This window comes from Scytonema sp. NUACC21, from assembly GCF_054684315.1.
Genome location: NZ_BAAFZH010000104.1, coordinates 92826 through 107966, shown reverse-complemented (window position 1 = coordinate 107966; position 15141 = coordinate 92826). Strand labels below are relative to the sequence as shown.

The following is a 15141-nucleotide window of genomic DNA, read 5'->3' as shown; positions in this document are numbered from 1 at the left end:
TTTAGCTTAGAGACGGGCTTTCCGACCATTGTTGTTAAACTAACATCTTGGGGCTTGGAGTGGAAGAAATGGTGGGCAGTGCCCACCCTACAAAGTAATCGCATGTTTGAGCTTTTATTTTCGATTCGGAGGCGATGGTGCAAGATATGAGTTTAAGCAGGATGTTTTAATGTCCCACTAATTTATCCCGCAGTTGCTTAATGCGATCGCGCAGTTTCGCCGCCTCTTCAAATTCCAGTTTCTTCGCTGCTTCTTTCATTTGTGCTTCTAGTTGAGTAATCAATTGTGGAATTTCTTCTAACGGTAAAACATCTACATTTTGCTCGATTGTTTCTAACTCAGTCGCATTTAACCGCCTTGAGACTTCTAAAAAAGACAAAATCGCGTTGCTAGATTTTTTGACAATTTGTTTGGGCGTAATTCCGTGCTTGTGGTTGTAAGCCATTTGAATACTGCGACGCCTTTCGGTTTCCGAAATTGCTTTTATCATGCTGTCAGTAAGGTTATCGGCATATAAAATTGCTTGTCCCCGTATGTGACGCGCTGCTCTACCAATAGTTTGAATCAAGGAGCGTTCTGCACGCAAAAAGCCTTCTTTATCAGCATCCAAAATTGCCACAAGGGAAACTTCCGGTAAATCTAAACCTTCACGAAGTAAGTTGACTCCAACCAGAACATCAAAGTTACCATCGCGCAAATCCTGCAAAATTTCAATGCGCTGAATCGAATTGATTTCAGAATGTAGGTATCGTACCCGAACACCATTGTCTTGTAGATATTCTGTCAAATCTTCCGCCATGCGTTTGGTTAGGGTTGTAATCAGCACCCGTTCTTGGCGGTCAATTCTGTCTTTGATTTCACCTAACAAATCATCAATTTGACCTTCTGTAGGACGCACGATGATTTCTGGATCGAGAACACCAGTAGGTCTAATGATTTGTTCTGCTACACGATCGTTAGAAATTTCCAGTTCCCAATCTCCCGGAGTGGCGGAAACAAAAATACACTGGTCTACCTTGTTCCAAAATTCTTCTGCTTTCAATGGACGGTTGTCAGCAGCACTGGGAAGACGAAAGCCATGCTCAATTAAAACTTTTTTCCGTGCTTGGTCTCCATTATACATTCCCCTTATTTGGGGTACTGTCACGTGAGATTCATCTATGACTAAGAGCCAATCTTTGGGAAAATAATCAATCAGACATTCTGGTGGTTCACCTGGTTGGCGTCCTGCTAAGTGGCGAGAGTAGTTTTCTACACCGTTGCAATAACCGACTTCCCGTAACATCTCCAAGTCGTAACGAGTCCGCTGGTCTATACGTTGCGCTTCTAGTAATTTACCTGCTTCCTCTAATTGTACTTTGCGCTCTTTCAGTTCTGATGCGATGGCGTCACACGCTGCCGCTAGCCTTTCTTCTGGAGTGACAAAGTGACGTGCGGGGTAAATATTAACTGCTTCTACACTCTTGAGAATTTCACCCGTAACCGGATCGACGTAACGAATCGCATCAATTTCATCACCAAAAAATTCTACGCGAATGATTCGGTCTTCATATGCAGGACCAATCTCTAAAACGTCTCCGCGAACGCGAAAACGTCCGCGACCGATTTCTAAATCGTTGCGCCCATATTGAACTGATACCAAAGATTTCAGTATTTCCCGTTGATTCACTTCCATGCCCACTTGAAAAGGAATGGCAGCTTTTAAGTATTCTGACGGTATTCCCAAACCGTATATGCAGCTAATAGAAGCAACAACAATCACATCGCGGCGTTCAAAGAGCGATCGCGTTGCGGAGTGACGTAACATATCTATTTCATCGTTGATTGAAGCTGTTTTTTCTATATATGTATCGGTGACGGGAATATATGCTTCTGGTTGGTAGTAATCGTAATAGCTGATGAAATACTCAACTGCGTTCTTGGGAAAGAATTCCCGCAACTCATTACAAAGTTGTGCAGCAAGAGTTTTGTTATGGGCTAGGACTAGGGTGGGCTTCCCCACTTTTTCAATCACTGACGCTACTGTAAAAGTTTTTCCTGTTCCCGTGGCTCCCAGTAAAGTTTGGTATTGATTACCAGCATTGATACTAGAAACAAGTTGAGCGATCGCTTGCGGTTGATCGCCTGTTGGTTGGAAGGGAGCTTGAAGGCAAAACTCTGTCATAAAGTTTATCGAAATACCCCCTTCTATGGTAGCGAACATGCGTACTGTCTTCACGCGATCGTCACAAATTCCGTTCTCTGGGCACTCTCCGCCTTTAGTGATGCCGACCTACTTATGGGCTTTTCTGAAATAGCTGCAATATTTTTCCACTTTATTTTACATAACTTTATTGTTAATCTTTAGTTATGTATCCCTTAATGATATTTGTACTGCTAGCAGCTTTATCAAGGTTAAACTCAGATATTAAGGAAAAATTTGGTATTTCCTTAATATTGTAAAATAAGTTAATAATTCCAGGTCACACGGGATAAATATTATCTGCCCTGGTGAAGCAATCAGTTCAAGAAAAAATCGTAAAAGCTAAAGGGGGAAACGACTGTGGACGACAATAATCAAGGACAAAATGTCAATACAGAGCAAGTGGAGAAAAACGGTGATAAGCCAGTGCCTTTAGAAACTCCAGGTGGACTAGAGGTACGTAACACACTAGCTATCTCCGGTATACGTCCGGTAACGGCTAGTAACTTACAAGTTGTAGAAACGATGAACGTAATGGGTTTACGTCCCATTGGTGCAAATACATTTGAGGTAGTTGACACAATTAACCTGTCTGGAGTTCGTCCAATTGGCTCAAGCGAACTCGTAATTTCTCAAACTTACTCTGTTATGGGTAACCGTCCAATAGCACCAAATGATATTGGCGATTCTGATAGCCTCATGGGTTTTATCGATTAAACAAAACAAGACTGCATATAAATTTACAAACCCGATTTAGCAAAAAAATCGGGTTTTTCATGTTGCTCATATGTGCGAACCCACAACTTAGAATTCACCTACATTTCGCACCCTAACTGCCACAATAGGTAATTACTAAATTAAATATGCTTACTCTCTCTTTTAGGAGAGACCACTTATATATCTTGTGAGGGAAGGCTACAGCGAAAATATTAAGCTACTTTGTAATAGTAATAACAAACACTTTCACAGTTGTTCAGCAACTTTGAAGTTAATTGATTATTCTCAAAATAAAAATAGGGAGGACATTATGAGTTTAGAAGATCGTGCAAAAGCAACTGCTAAAAATATTGAAGGTAAAGCTCAAGAAGCAATAGGCAATATTTCTGGAGATCCAGAAGATAAGAACGAAGGTAAAGCTAAGCAAGCTGAAAGCGAAGTACGTCATGGTATTGAGGACGTAAAAGATAACGTTAAGAAAAACCTTGACTAGAGCATCAATACAGTAATTCAAACGCCTGTAGTGGCTCAGTGGTTGGATAATTACCGCCGATAAGTATAGCTTGTTGGTTTGAAGAGGTGGGCAATGCTCACCTTTTTTTATTCTTGACTCCAACAATGAAGCTTAAAAGGAGATCCCGTGTTAATTTGTAAAAAAAAATACTTAATTATGAGGTTCTACCTTAATAGTACTGATTAATTTACAAAAAATTTATATAATCATTAAGTAATATTAGCTGCACAGCTATACAATAATGCCGCTTTCACTAAAATACAAGCTTTAGTGAAATCAATCCAGTTGTTAAGTTTAGATTAAGACAAAGAAAAACCATTAAACTATTGCTAGTAATCCAGTAGTATCAGATTCATGACAACTGAATAAGTATTACCAAAATCACTGTTAGCACCTTGAAAGCGAAAGCAAGCAGGAATGTACGCTCGTATTATCACCACTTTAATATAACAGGTTCTTTAATGAGCCATTGTGGAAGAAGCTTTACGCAATTGTTTTAAGGTGCTGACCAATCTCACTGCCGGGTAAATCTACCATTAACCTTTACCTACATTCACGGGAGTGAGTTTCAATGACTAGATTTCAAGTCAGAAAAAAGTTAGGCGCAGTCTGTTCTACAGTTAGGCTAAAGGCGTCGGTGATGGGTTTGGGAACAGCATCTGCTATCTTGGCGTTGGGGGTGCTTTCACCATTAGCTTCCTTTGCCGCTACTATAGTTGGCACAGAGTTAGTGCTTTCTGTTGATGTTTCTGGAAGTATAAGTTCTAATGAATTCAACTTGCAACGTCAAGGCTATGTGAACGCATTTAGAAATCCAGTTATTCAAAACCAAATAGCAAAAGTACCAGGGGGTGTTGCAGTGGCTTTATCTTACTGGTCTACTAATGCTGTACAGTCTGTACCCTGGACTCTGCTCACTGATGCGGTCAGTGCTAATGCCTTTGCTGACGCGATCGCAGCAGCTCCAAGATCCTCTAGCGGTTCTACTGGTATCGCTAATGCCATTAACTTTGCACGAAACCTAATTGATAATAATGACTTTGTTGGAAACAGAAGAGTTATTGATGTGTCGGGTGACGGTGTTGAAAATGTTTCCAGTGTGAATACCCTCCGCGCAGCGCGAGATAATGCAGTTAACGCAGGGATTATAATTAACGGATTACCAATTCTTGATGGCTCTTCTACTCTTGAGAGCTATTATAGCAACAATGTTGTTGGGGGTTCTGGTTCTTTTGTGATTGCTGCAAACAACTTCTTAGACTTTGAAAATGCTATTACGCAGAAAATTGGGCGCGAAATTGCCCCTGACCCGGTTCCCGAACCTTTAACTATATTGGGTTCGTTGGCAGCTGGTACTATTGGTGTGGCTTTACGTCGTAAGTATCAGCAGCAAAAAGATAGTGCAAAAGTGTAAAGTTACAACTAATAGTTACAGCCAATTGCGTTACTTTACGCTCCTAAGTTTCACTTAGAAATCCTGTCTCTTGCTACTCTATCCTCCATTATTACCTCCACTGGAGGTAGAGTTTCTTGCCAATCACTTCCTAGTTCAAGCGGGAAGCGAGAAAGATAGAAATTTGTTGTTACATTTACATGAAACCTATTAATCTCGCCACGTTTAAACAACTAAAATATCCACAACTCTGGTTTTTAGGAATAGGCGCAGGCTTAAATGCAATTCACTTGACTCTTACTTGGAAAGCCGATAATTACAGCCTTTTTAGCAACTGTATTTTATACTGGGCAGCTATCTCTTCTCTCATTTTAGACAAACACCACTTAAATTTAAACAGTGGAATTATACCCAGCTTGATAGGTTTATCACTGATTGGAATCATACTTTTCAAGAGTGCATCTTTGACAAGTTTTGGTGTATTTCTATATCTCACACCTTTAATCATTGCCCTGAGTCTTGTTCTTCTAGCTTCTGGCTTTAAGGGATTAAAGCAATACCAAGGAGAACTACTTGCTCTATTTTGTCTTGTTGCACCCAAAGTCATTCCCTGGTCAGTTGTTGGTTATATCTCTTCTCTTACTGCCAAGTTTGCAGCTTTCATTCTTTGGTACATCGGTGCTAACGTTGCTCGTTCTGGGAACATAATTTATCTACCTACTGGCAGTGTAGAAGTTTTTTCTGGCTGTTCCGGAGTAGAACAAGTTTTCCAGATGCTGGGATTATCAGTACTTTTTCTTTTAATGTTTCCCCAAAAGAATCATCAAAAAATCATAGTACCTATAACAGCTATTTCTTTAGGATTTATTGTCAATACCTTAAGAGTTGCTCTCATGGCTATTTTAGTTGCAAAACAACAACAAGAAGCATTTAAATATTGGCATGAAGGTGATGGTTCTCTTGTTTTCTCAATGATTGCTGTCTTGCTTTTTGGTATTTTCTGTTGGTTTGCAATTGAACAAACCGAAGCAAAAAAAGTATAAAGCATGAAGGTAAAGGATGCATTATTAATTTTTTATCCTTCCTCCTTTATCCTTCCTCCTGATTTCATTCTTTATCCTTTACACTTCATCCTTTATTCATGTGATTATCTGGAAACAACTTCGCCTTCCAATTTTGGCTCTCACTTTTAGTAGCACTTTATTGGTTTTAGGAAAAGTTATTTTACTTCCTAAGTCAGAGAACCCTACAGTTTCTTCTTTTATTTTTCCAGAACAAGTACCGTTACCACAATGGCAATTCAAGAAAAGTCGAGCTTTACCAAATTCAAAAAAGTTACATTTTGAACTATTCGCCCAAAGGCATTATGAATACGTTCGTAATGACCTATCCCTAGATATTGAAGTACGTTATGTAGCTGAGGGCAATGTTCCCATGTTTATTAAAAAATTTACTTCCATCGCATCCTTTGCTACTGTACATCAACAAGGGGGAGTAGGCTACTACGGTCTTGGAATTGACCGGGGTAGAGCTTACTTAAGTGCCTGTATCAACCCATATGGCAGCAGTACTTTTACTGAGGAACAATTTAACAAAAATCGCTTTCTTAATGAAATGCAGGTTCAACACCTAGTGTCTTGGTTACTAAGTCAACGGCAATTGCAAAATAAGCGCTGTCTTTGGACGCATTTATCAGTGCCTTTAAAAGATTCTTCCCCTAAAGCAGCTTTCCAAGTCTTAGAAAATACTTGGTTCTCTTGGTATCAGTGGTGGCAACCCAGGTTTCCAAAACCTTAATCTCTCGTCAGTTTTTCTTTTTATTGTGTTAAAAAAATGACTAAGTCAAATAGCGATAAATTTATTCCTGTTGTCAAGGAATTACAGCAGTTTGCTTTCAGCCAACAAGGGTCTATTACTATCTTGCGTTGCTTAGGCTACGGTTTGTTAGCATTAGCATTGTTCGATGCCATTGAAATGCTTGTTCCTCCCAATTTTCTAAATCCAGGTTGGGAATTTCAAACTATAGGGGGATTAATTGAAAGAGTTCCTGTACCTTTAATTGGCTTTGTCATGGTATTTTTTGGGGAATTGTATTCAAGAACGAAATGGGAAATTCCTCTTTTGAAATTCTTGTCTTGGATGACTTTACTTTTAGGAGTAATATTTATATTATTCATACCTTTAGGAATCATTAACACTGTTCGTTTAAATACCCACAGTATTGCTCAGATTCAAACTGCATCTACTCAACAAATGTCTCAAGCCGAACAGTTGGAAAAGCAACTCAGCCAAACCTCAGCTGAACAAATAAATAATTTTCTTGAAAGTCAAGGTCGCTCATTAGAGGGGAAAAAACCTGAAGAAGTTAAAAGTCAACTTATATCAGAACTCTCTAAAGCTAAAGAACAAATCAAGGTTCAGGCTCAAACAACTCAGTCTCTTCAAGGTTTAAAGTTGATTAAAACTTCTGCAAAATGGAATCTTGGAGCTTTAGTTGCTGCAGTGTTATTTATCAGTATTTGGAAGGGAACTGGCTGGGCAAGAACATAACAAATCATTTGTTATTGGTTTTTATCGTTAGTTTTACCCCTCCTTAGCCCTGCCTTTATAAAGGGGTGGGGGATTTTCCGTCCGATCGAGGGGAGGTTAGAAATAAAGGTGGGCAATGCCCACCCTACTTGTAAAAGGTGACAGCGAGGGGGAAACGCCTAGGGTCTGTTGCTCGCCCTAAACAATAGGAAACTCTCGTCAAAATACTCCTGTTCCCTGTTCCCTTCTTCAATGAATTATGCTGTTGCTAGCTGTGGGGTAGGACGCTTGCTGTTGCGAATACCAGTAATCGCTTCAGCATAGTCTTTTGCTTTGAACACAGCAGAACCAGCTACAATCGCATTTGCGCCTGCTTCCAAAACTTGCCAAGTGTTATTGCCTTTGAGTCCTCCATCCACTTCAATCCAGGGGTCAAGACCGCGTTCATCGCACATTTGACGCAACTTACGGATCTTGGGTATGACGCCAGGAATAAAGCTTTGACCGCCAAAACCGGGGTTAACACTCATAATCAACACCAAATCGCAAATGTCTAGAACGTACTCAATGAGTTCTAGTGGTGTAGATGGGTTGAGTACAACGCCAGCTTGTTTACCTAATTCTTTAATTTGACCAAGAGTACGGTGCAGGTGTGGTGAAGCATTGTGTTCGCAATGTACTGAAATAATATCAGCCCCTGCTTTAGCAAAATCTTCTACGTACTTCTCTGGTTCCACAATCATCAAGTGGACATCAAGTGGCTTTTTAGTCACTGGGCGAATCGCCTCTACAATCAGAGGACCTATCGTAATATTAGGTACGAAGCGACCGTCCATTACATCAACGTGAATCCAATCTGCCCCAGCTTCGTCTACTGCACGAATTTCTTCCCCCAAACGGCTAAAATCTGCTGATAGGATGGATGGAGCTATTACAATGGGCTTTTGAGATGGGTTTTGGCTCATGGCTAGTGGGTTCTTAAGCGTCCTCGTCTGTAAGCATTGTAACAAAACTTGAGCAAACGCTCATCTATTTAATTAGTGGTTAGTGGTTAATGGTTAGTCGTAGTTTCTAATTGTTGACAATTAACTACTAACAACTAACCACTAACTCTTAACTATTATTGATTATGGTGAACAAACAAACTTGGATAATCTGGGGATTGAGTGCCTCCTGCTTAAGTGTACCTGTACTAGCTCGCGCTTTGGAACATCCTTTTGGAACCAACGGTATTGATGCTTTTAGATTGCACAACCCACCATACAATTTGACAGGTCGCAAGATAGCAATCGGTCAGGTGGAAATTGGACGTCCGGGTAAGTTTGGCTTGGATAAAGCAGTTTCTAAAAATCGTGCCGTATCTCTTGCAGGGGTGTTTCTACGCAATGGGAGAGCTAAGTCAAATAGCGGTGTCGATCCACACGCTTACAATGTGGCAAGTGTGATGGTTAGTACAGATAAAGCCCTGCCCGGTATTGCTCCAAACGCTCGTCTTTACTCCTCTGCTGTAGGTTCTGGTAAAAACTTGGGTCAACCGGAAGAGTGTATGTCTGCACAGCACATAGCATTACAAAATGGTGGGGATATCCGTGCTATTAATTTTAGTTTTGGTGAGCCATTGAATCGCGACCCTCGTCCGGAGCCTGTTTTAGACGGGAGAGCTTTACTAACATTATGCATCGACTGGTCAAGTCGGGTTCACGACTCTTTGTATATTATCGCCGGGAACCAAGGCAAGGGAGGTATTCCTATCCCTACTGATAACTTTAACGGTATGAACGTGGCTTTTTCGTCTCGTCGGCAAGGAGTGTTTAATAAAGTCGATGTTTCTAATTTAGCGGCTGTCAGCGAAGGGCTAGCTATTCGACTTGCAGGAAAAGAAATTAACATAGGTCCGCGTCGTGCGATCGCACTGGTGGCTCCGGGCAGTAACATAACTTTGCTCAATCCAGATGGTAAACTCAATAAAGTGACAGGCACGAGTTTTGCAGCACCCCAAGTGACAGCGACAGTCGCCTTGTTACAAGAATTTGGCGATCGACAACTGCGGACAAAAAAACCTAACTGGAGTATGGATGCTCGCCGACACGAATTGATGAAAGCAGTATTAATGAACTCCGCAGACAAAATCAAAGACACTGGTAATGGTTTGCAGTTGGGAATGACGCGGACGTTAATCGATAAGTTGAATAAAAACTGGTTGGAATCTGATGCGTACAAAGATTCAAAAATTCCTTTAGATGCTCAAATGGGAACAGGGCATTTAAACGCATTTCGAGCGTACCAGCAATTTAGCGCGGGTCAGTGGAGTCCAACACAGAACGTACCAAGTATTGGTTGGGATTACCGTACAGTGAATGCAGGAGCTTACGTAGAATATACCCTGACAAAACCTTTACAACAGAGAAGTTTTGTAGCTGTTACCCTCGCTTGGGATAGGTTAGTAGAACTTAATGATAAAAACAAGGATGGTCAGTTTGATGTAGGGGAAGAATTTCGCGATCGCGGTTTAAACAATCTCGATCTTTATTTGGTAAAAGCTGATGCCAAAGAAGGAGATGATAGTGCTGCTGTTTGCTCTTCCATCAGCGATGTTGATAGTGTAGAGCATATCTTTTGTCCTGTATCTGCCAGTGGTAACTATAAAATTCGCGTTCAGTATCGTCAAAAAGTTAATGAAGCAATTCAACCCTATGCTTTAGCATGGTGGACTGTTCCTATAAGGTAGAGGAGTACACAACAAATAGGAGGGTTAATTTTCAGGGCTAGTAACTAATACTTATTGACGAATTGCTCTTATGGCACACTATTAAAATTACATCTATATAATAATGTATTACTGTTGTTGCCAAAACTGTAACCACACAGAGATTCTATCATCTGAAATGCCATAGTCAGAACAAAGACTCAGGAAGATTGTGGTGGTAACATGCAGCAAAAAAGCAATGCACGCGAAAATTTTTTACAAAGGCGCTATGGTGTTCGCTTGGGAAGGCGCTACGTTCTAGCTGCCGCTGGCGTTGTTTTTATGAGTGTAATAGGATGTTCTCAAATTAGTAATAGCACGAGTGCATATGCCCAATCGGGCTTACCTAAAACAGAATCTCCGATGTCACAACAATCCTCAAATCCCGAGCGCAAACTCGTTACTGCTAACACAAAGTTTGGCTTTAAATTCTTTTCAGAAGTTCTTAAAAATGATAGCAGTAAAAATATTTTTGTTTCACCCTCAAGTGTAGCCATTGCTCTTGCCATAACATATAATGGAGCGAGTGGAAGTACGAGAGAAGCCATGAAACAGGCGCTTGAGTTACAAGGGTTGACTTTACAAGAAATCAACTCCTCTAACGCCAAGCTAATAAAAAGAATTTTAGAAAATCCGGATTCTGCAGTAAAACTTACTATTGCTAATTCACTTTGGGCAAATAAAGAAGCTCTCTTCAATCAAGAATTCATCCAAAGAACTCAAGATTTTTATACAGCTAGGGTCACAAATTTAAACTTTAAAGATACTGGTGCTCCTAATATTATCAATAACTGGGTTAATGACAGTACTCAAGGAAAAATTAATAAAATAGTCGAAAAAATTGAACCCGACCAAGTTTTGTTTCTCATCAATGCTATTTACTTCAAAGGCCGCTGGACGAATGAATTTAACAAACAGCAAACAGCCAACTATCCGTTTTATCTTGCATCAGGTAAGCAGAAACAACACCCAATGATGTCACAAAAAGGTGACTACAGATATTATGAAAACGAACAAATGCAGGCTGTGAGTTTACCTTATGGTCAAGATGGCAAGGTAAGCTTTTATATCTTTCTTCCCAAGCAGAACTCCAGTTTACAAAGCTTTTATCAAAAACTAAATGCAGAAAACTGGGAAAGTTGGATTTCTCAGTTTAGGAACAGAGAAGGATTCATTCGCTTGCCCCGCTTTAAAATGGAATATAACGTGACCCTAAATAAGGTATTAACAGCTTTGGGTATGGGAGAAGCTTTTAGTAATAAAGCAAATTTTTCTGGTATGGGTAAGAATTTAAAAATCAGCGAGGTCAAGCATAAAACATTTGTTGAGGTTAATGAAGAAGGTACTGAAGCTGCGGCTGCCACTTCTGTAGGAATAATGCCACTATCTGCTAAAATGCCTACTCAAGAACCTTTTCAAATGATTGTGAATCGCCCCTTCTTCTTAGCGATTCGGGACGATCGAACAGGAAGTATTTTGTTTATGGGTTCCATTGTGGAGCCACTTTCTTAGAAGGATTTATCTCAGTGCGGTTGGTTTGAGAATTAGTAGGAGATGATTCTTGAACAACGGGTGCATTTACCTCTACCAAATGGGTATTTGACTGCAAAGCCACACCATCGTTAGCCATACCTTGCGGTTGAACGCTACAAGATTCTGTGCTTTCAATTTCTTCTGTAGTGCTACTAGACGTAGAATGACGTAATGCACTCAGAGCAGTTTTAATCACAACAGCTGTAGGTACCGCTACAATCACACCCAACAGCCCCCCAATTCTCGCACCTGTTAAAACAGAAATCAGTACCCAGACAGGATTTAAACCAGTAAAACTGCCTAAAATTCTGGGAGCAATTAAGTTTTCTAAAATTTGCTGGACAATAACTGCTGCAATTAATACTCTAGCCCCCATTGAAAAATCCTGCAGCGCCACAATTAATGTAGTTAGGGCTATACCCACAGACCCACCAAAGGGAACCAGAGCCATAATACCAATAGTCAAGCCGAATAGCAAACCAAATGGTACTTTTAGCCACAAAAACGTAGGAATCAGGGCTGATGCCATACAAGTTGATGAAATTAATTGGGTGATAAAGAAATTTTGAAAACTCAGGCGTACTGTGTCTGAAAAAGCATCGCGGAATTTAGTGGGTAGCCAATCTACCAAACTCTGCCACAGCTCATCCCCATGCTGCAAAAGATAGAAAGTTAAAACCATTGTCAAGAGAAAGTCAAGCAAGCTAGTTACTGTGATGACAGCCAAGTTCAAAACTTGTCCGGCGATCGCCTGTAATTGTCCCTTGACACGGTCATTAATTTGTACTACCAAAGCATCAAGATTAATCGGTAAGCCAAAGCTTTCCGCTTTCTCGTTTAACATCATCAACTGCGATCGCCCAGAATCAATTAACTCCGGTATACGAGCCACGAGTTGCTGAGCTTGGGTTAAAGCAAGTGGGATGAGAGTTACTCCCAAAGCTAACAAAACCGATAAGGCGAGTAAAAAGACTAAAATAGCCACTTGCTCGCGCCTAGCACCATGACGCTCCATCCAACTAACAGGATAGTTGAGCAGAAATGCTAGCACTGACGCACCGACTAAAATGACAATCAGCGAGTGAAAGTAATGAAAAATTGCTGAAATCGCCCAACCATTGAGCACTAGCAACGGAGCGACTAGAGTGATTGCGCTAATTCGCGCTATTGGTGAGAATGTTTGCCACCAGTCGAAGAGCTTGCGTGTCTGCATCTGCCGAGTGCGGGATACAACTAAATAATAATTTTCCTTAATGCTTATTATCTCCGACTACAACACGTGATTCATCCCTCTTGCTTAGGATTACACAAAGAAAAATGAAAAATTTTGAACCCCTAGATAACAGTTCCCCTTCGACAGAGACTGAGAACACAAGACATGAGGACATGGAGAATTTTATAGAAGACCTCTCCACGTCATCTCAACTCCCAATTTTTCCGTCTTCTTCCCCCACCCCTCCCATACAATTACTCGTGTATTTAATTCCGGTCATTGGTTTTTTCCCTTCTGTCTGGACTCTCTACCGCGGTCAGGGAACTCGGGAACAACTGACTGTTAGTCGTCTGTCAATTACTTTGGTGTTTACTTGGCTTTTAGGATACCTATTATTAACAACTGGAGCAGCTACTTCGGAGTTTTTAACACTGCGTCTACTCATACTTAATAGCTTTCTTACTTCTGGCTACTTTTTAGTTAGTATTCTGCTGATTATTCGTACAGTACAAGGTAAATCTACACGCATACCTGGATTGAGTCGTCTTGCCGAACGAGGTCTTGGAAAATACTTATCGTGATTTTTTAAATGAAAGAAAAATTTCAGTGGTTTTACGTAATTTGCCAATTCTTTGGCATTTTCTTCAATTTCCCTCTAGGCAAATCTCATTTTCTATTGCCATACTTCAAGAAAACATCTCCGGATTTGCGAAAAAGTAGGAGAATTACTGCAATAAGTGTCTTGGTTAACACTCAAGTGGCAAATTTACCACTGATAATCAAAGAGTTAGCTATTATGAGTTGATTTAGCTGTTTTAATAGCAGCGTATTTTTCACTTTTTATCATAAGTGTGAGGAAGTCAGTGACCATTCAAAGAACTTCGGCGCAAGGAAACCATTCTGCACCCCGCCCCGAACCAACTGATAAAAATACTCAAAACCAGAAATCTGGGCGCTGGCTGTGGTTTTGGGTAGGTATGAGCGGCATTGCAATGGTGTCAGCAACGGCTGGGGCGCTGTTAGCGGTTTCTTTAACAAGTACACCTTTGATGCAAACAAACCTCAGTGCAGATGAGGCGGCAGTGTTTGATGCAGACCGGATCTCAGGAAGTGGGCTGCGATTTTCAGAATTAACTCGTCCTGTCAATATACTAATTATGGGGATGAGCGTGCTCCCACAAGACGTTCAGAATCCGCCATCAGAAAGCCTCAAGCTGGGCTACCATCCTCAAGTCAATTCCTTTGATGGTCTAGCAGATGTTATGCTTTTGGTCAAATTCGACCCGGAGAAGAAAAAATTAGTTATGCTTTCTATTCCCAGGGATACCCGTGTAAGAATAGAAGGGCATGGCGTTAGGAAAATTAATGCGACAAATGTTCTTGGTGGACCAGCATTAACCGCCAAAACTGTGAGTAACGTATTGGATGGAGTCGGAATCGATCGCTATATCCGTATTAATGTCTTGGGAGTTGCCAAATTAATTGATGCCTTGGGTGGAGTTACGGTTTACGTCCCCAAGGATATGAAATATAAGGATGAATCTCAACACCTATTTATTAACTTAAAAGCGGGAAAGCAGCATCTCAATGGCGACCAAGCGTTACAACTTTTACGTTTCCGCCATGATGAAAATGGAGATATTGGTCGGATTCAACGCCAGCAAATGGTTATGCGGGCTTTAATGGATCAATCACTTAACCCAGCTACCCTAACTCAATTACCTAAAATTCTTAACGTCGTCAAAGATAATATCGATACCAATTTAACAGTTGAGGAATTATTAGCACTCGTAGGTTTTGGAGTGAGAACAAACCGCTCAAGTATGCAGATGATGATGCTACCCGGTCGGTTTAGCCAGCAAGGGGAGTATGAAGCTAGCTACTGGGTACCAGATAACCAGCGTATCAGTAGTATGATGGCTCAACATTTTGAAGCGAAATCAGAGTTGATACCTCTTGCTGCCGACCCATCCTCTTTACGTATAGCAATCCAAGACAGCACAGGTAGCGAGAACACTAATCTCCGACCTTTAATTAAAGCCCTGCAAAAAGCTGGCTATAACAACGTTTATATAGCTAAAAGCTGGGGTGAGCCATTGGAAGTGACTCACATTGTTGCTCAACAAGGAGACGGCAACAGTGCTGAATCGATTCGCAATACTTTGGGACTTGGGGAAGTGCGGGTAGAAAGCACGGGAAACCTCGGTTCTGACATCAGTATTCAAGTCGGTAAGGATTGGTTGGAACAAAGAAATCTCTTGGAAAACCCAGTGGCACCGTAATACTGGTACCAATACGGTTCAAGTTAAAGTTG

At 40.8% G+C, this 15141-nt stretch carries 12 protein-coding genes and 1 pseudogene; 10 read left to right on the top strand and 3 right to left on the bottom strand.

Annotated features, from left to right (window positions below; all coding sequences use genetic code 11):
* Positions 1 to 166: 166 nt before the first annotated feature.
* On the bottom strand, positions 167 to 2164 hold the full coding sequence (gene uvrB, locus ACYRY3_RS36000; RefSeq protein WP_460206512.1) for an excinuclease ABC subunit UvrB: 1998 nt from the start codon (positions 2162 to 2164) through the stop codon (positions 167 to 169).
* A 307-nt stretch (positions 2165 to 2471) separates the two neighbouring features.
* On the opposite strand from uvrB, the pseudogene ACYRY3_RS35995 reads away from it, so the two are divergent.
* The 6 genes and pseudogenes from ACYRY3_RS35995 (at position 2472) to hpsJ-A (ending at position 7356) form a co-directional block, all read left to right on the top strand.
* Positions 2472 to 2899: pseudogene (locus tag ACYRY3_RS35995) on the top strand (hypothetical protein).
* A 310-nt stretch (positions 2900 to 3209) separates the two neighbouring features.
* Entirely contained in the window at positions 3210 to 3392 is a 183-nt protein-coding gene (locus tag ACYRY3_RS35990) for a CsbD family protein (protein WP_460206511.1), read from the top strand.
* 592 nt (positions 3393 to 3984) lie between these two features.
* The gene (locus tag ACYRY3_RS35985; protein ID WP_460206510.1) at positions 3985 to 4827 is read left to right on the top strand and encodes a PEP-CTERM sorting domain-containing protein; all 843 of its coding nucleotides are present in this window, start codon (positions 3985 to 3987) and stop codon (positions 4825 to 4827) included.
* 179 nt (positions 4828 to 5006) lie between these two features.
* Positions 5007 to 5849 carry a cyanoexosortase A gene (gene crtA, locus ACYRY3_RS35980; protein ID WP_460206509.1) on the top strand — a complete coding sequence of 281 codons (843 nt, stop codon included), beginning with the start codon at positions 5007 to 5009 and terminating at the stop codon, positions 5847 to 5849.
* 100 nt (positions 5850 to 5949) lie between these two features.
* Positions 5950 to 6603 carry a cyanoexosortase A system-associated protein gene (locus ACYRY3_RS35975; protein WP_460206508.1) on the top strand — a complete coding sequence of 218 codons (654 nt, stop codon included), beginning with the start codon at positions 5950 to 5952 and terminating at the stop codon, positions 6601 to 6603.
* Positions 6604 to 6639: 36 nt separating this feature from the next.
* The gene (gene hpsJ-A, locus ACYRY3_RS35970; protein WP_460206506.1) at positions 6640 to 7356 is read left to right on the top strand and encodes an HpsJ-like protein, cyanoexosortase A-associated; all 717 of its coding nucleotides are present in this window, start codon (positions 6640 to 6642) and stop codon (positions 7354 to 7356) included.
* Between the two features lie 236 nt (positions 7357 to 7592).
* On the opposite strand, the gene rpe is transcribed toward hpsJ-A, so the two are convergent.
* Positions 7593 to 8300 (bottom strand): ribulose-phosphate 3-epimerase, encoded by a 708-nt coding sequence (gene rpe, locus ACYRY3_RS35965; protein WP_460206504.1) that lies wholly within the window; start codon positions 8298 to 8300, stop codon positions 7593 to 7595.
* Positions 8301 to 8464: 164 nt separating this feature from the next.
* Here rpe and ACYRY3_RS35960 point away from each other — a divergent pair, with 164 nt between their 5' ends.
* Both ACYRY3_RS35960 and ACYRY3_RS35955 read left to right on the top strand, forming a co-directional pair.
* Entirely contained in the window at positions 8465 to 10063 is a 1599-nt protein-coding gene (locus tag ACYRY3_RS35960) for a S8 family serine peptidase (protein ID WP_460206503.1), read from the top strand.
* 201 nt (positions 10064 to 10264) lie between these two features.
* Positions 10265 to 11593, top strand: coding sequence for a serpin family protein (locus ACYRY3_RS35955; protein WP_460206501.1), 1329 nt, complete (start codon positions 10265 to 10267; stop codon positions 11591 to 11593).
* Here the strand turns inward: ACYRY3_RS35955 and ACYRY3_RS35950 are convergent.
* Positions 11562 to 12827 carry an AI-2E family transporter gene (locus ACYRY3_RS35950; protein WP_460206500.1) on the bottom strand — a complete coding sequence of 422 codons (1266 nt, stop codon included), beginning with the start codon at positions 12825 to 12827 and terminating at the stop codon, positions 11562 to 11564. The genes ACYRY3_RS35955 and ACYRY3_RS35950 overlap by 32 nt on opposite strands.
* A 104-nt stretch (positions 12828 to 12931) precedes the next feature.
* On the opposite strand from ACYRY3_RS35950, the gene ACYRY3_RS35945 reads away from it, so the two are divergent.
* Complete coding sequence (locus ACYRY3_RS35945) at positions 12932 to 13408, top strand: hypothetical protein (RefSeq protein ID WP_460206499.1); 477 nt, start codon at positions 12932 to 12934, stop codon at positions 13406 to 13408.
* Between the two features lie 282 nt (positions 13409 to 13690).
* Complete coding sequence (locus tag ACYRY3_RS35940) at positions 13691 to 15109, top strand: LCP family protein (RefSeq protein ID WP_460206498.1); 1419 nt, start codon at positions 13691 to 13693, stop codon at positions 15107 to 15109.
* The last annotated feature ends 32 nt before the right edge of the window (positions 15110 to 15141 follow it).

Coding starts and splice junctions, on each gene's coding strand:
- rpe (WP_460206504.1), bottom strand. CDS start 8,300: ATGAGCCAAAACCCATCTCAAAAGCCCATTGTAATAGCTCCATCCATC.
- hpsJ-A (WP_460206506.1), top strand. CDS start 6,640: ATGACTAAGTCAAATAGCGATAAATTTATTCCTGTTGTCAAGGAATTA.
- ACYRY3_RS35945 (WP_460206499.1), top strand. CDS start 12,932: ATGAAAAATTTTGAACCCCTAGATAACAGTTCCCCTTCGACAGAGACT.
- crtA (WP_460206509.1), top strand. CDS start 5,007: ATGAAACCTATTAATCTCGCCACGTTTAAACAACTAAAATATCCACAA.
- ACYRY3_RS35990 (WP_460206511.1), top strand. CDS start 3,210: ATGAGTTTAGAAGATCGTGCAAAAGCAACTGCTAAAAATATTGAAGGT.
- uvrB (WP_460206512.1), bottom strand. CDS start 2,164: ATGACAGAGTTTTGCCTTCAAGCTCCCTTCCAACCAACAGGCGATCAA.
- ACYRY3_RS35960 (WP_460206503.1), top strand. CDS start 8,465: ATGGTGAACAAACAAACTTGGATAATCTGGGGATTGAGTGCCTCCTGC.
- ACYRY3_RS35950 (WP_460206500.1), bottom strand. CDS start 12,827: ATGCAGACACGCAAGCTCTTCGACTGGTGGCAAACATTCTCACCAATA.
- ACYRY3_RS35955 (WP_460206501.1), top strand. CDS start 10,265: ATGCAGCAAAAAAGCAATGCACGCGAAAATTTTTTACAAAGGCGCTAT.
- ACYRY3_RS35985 (WP_460206510.1), top strand. CDS start 3,985: ATGACTAGATTTCAAGTCAGAAAAAAGTTAGGCGCAGTCTGTTCTACA.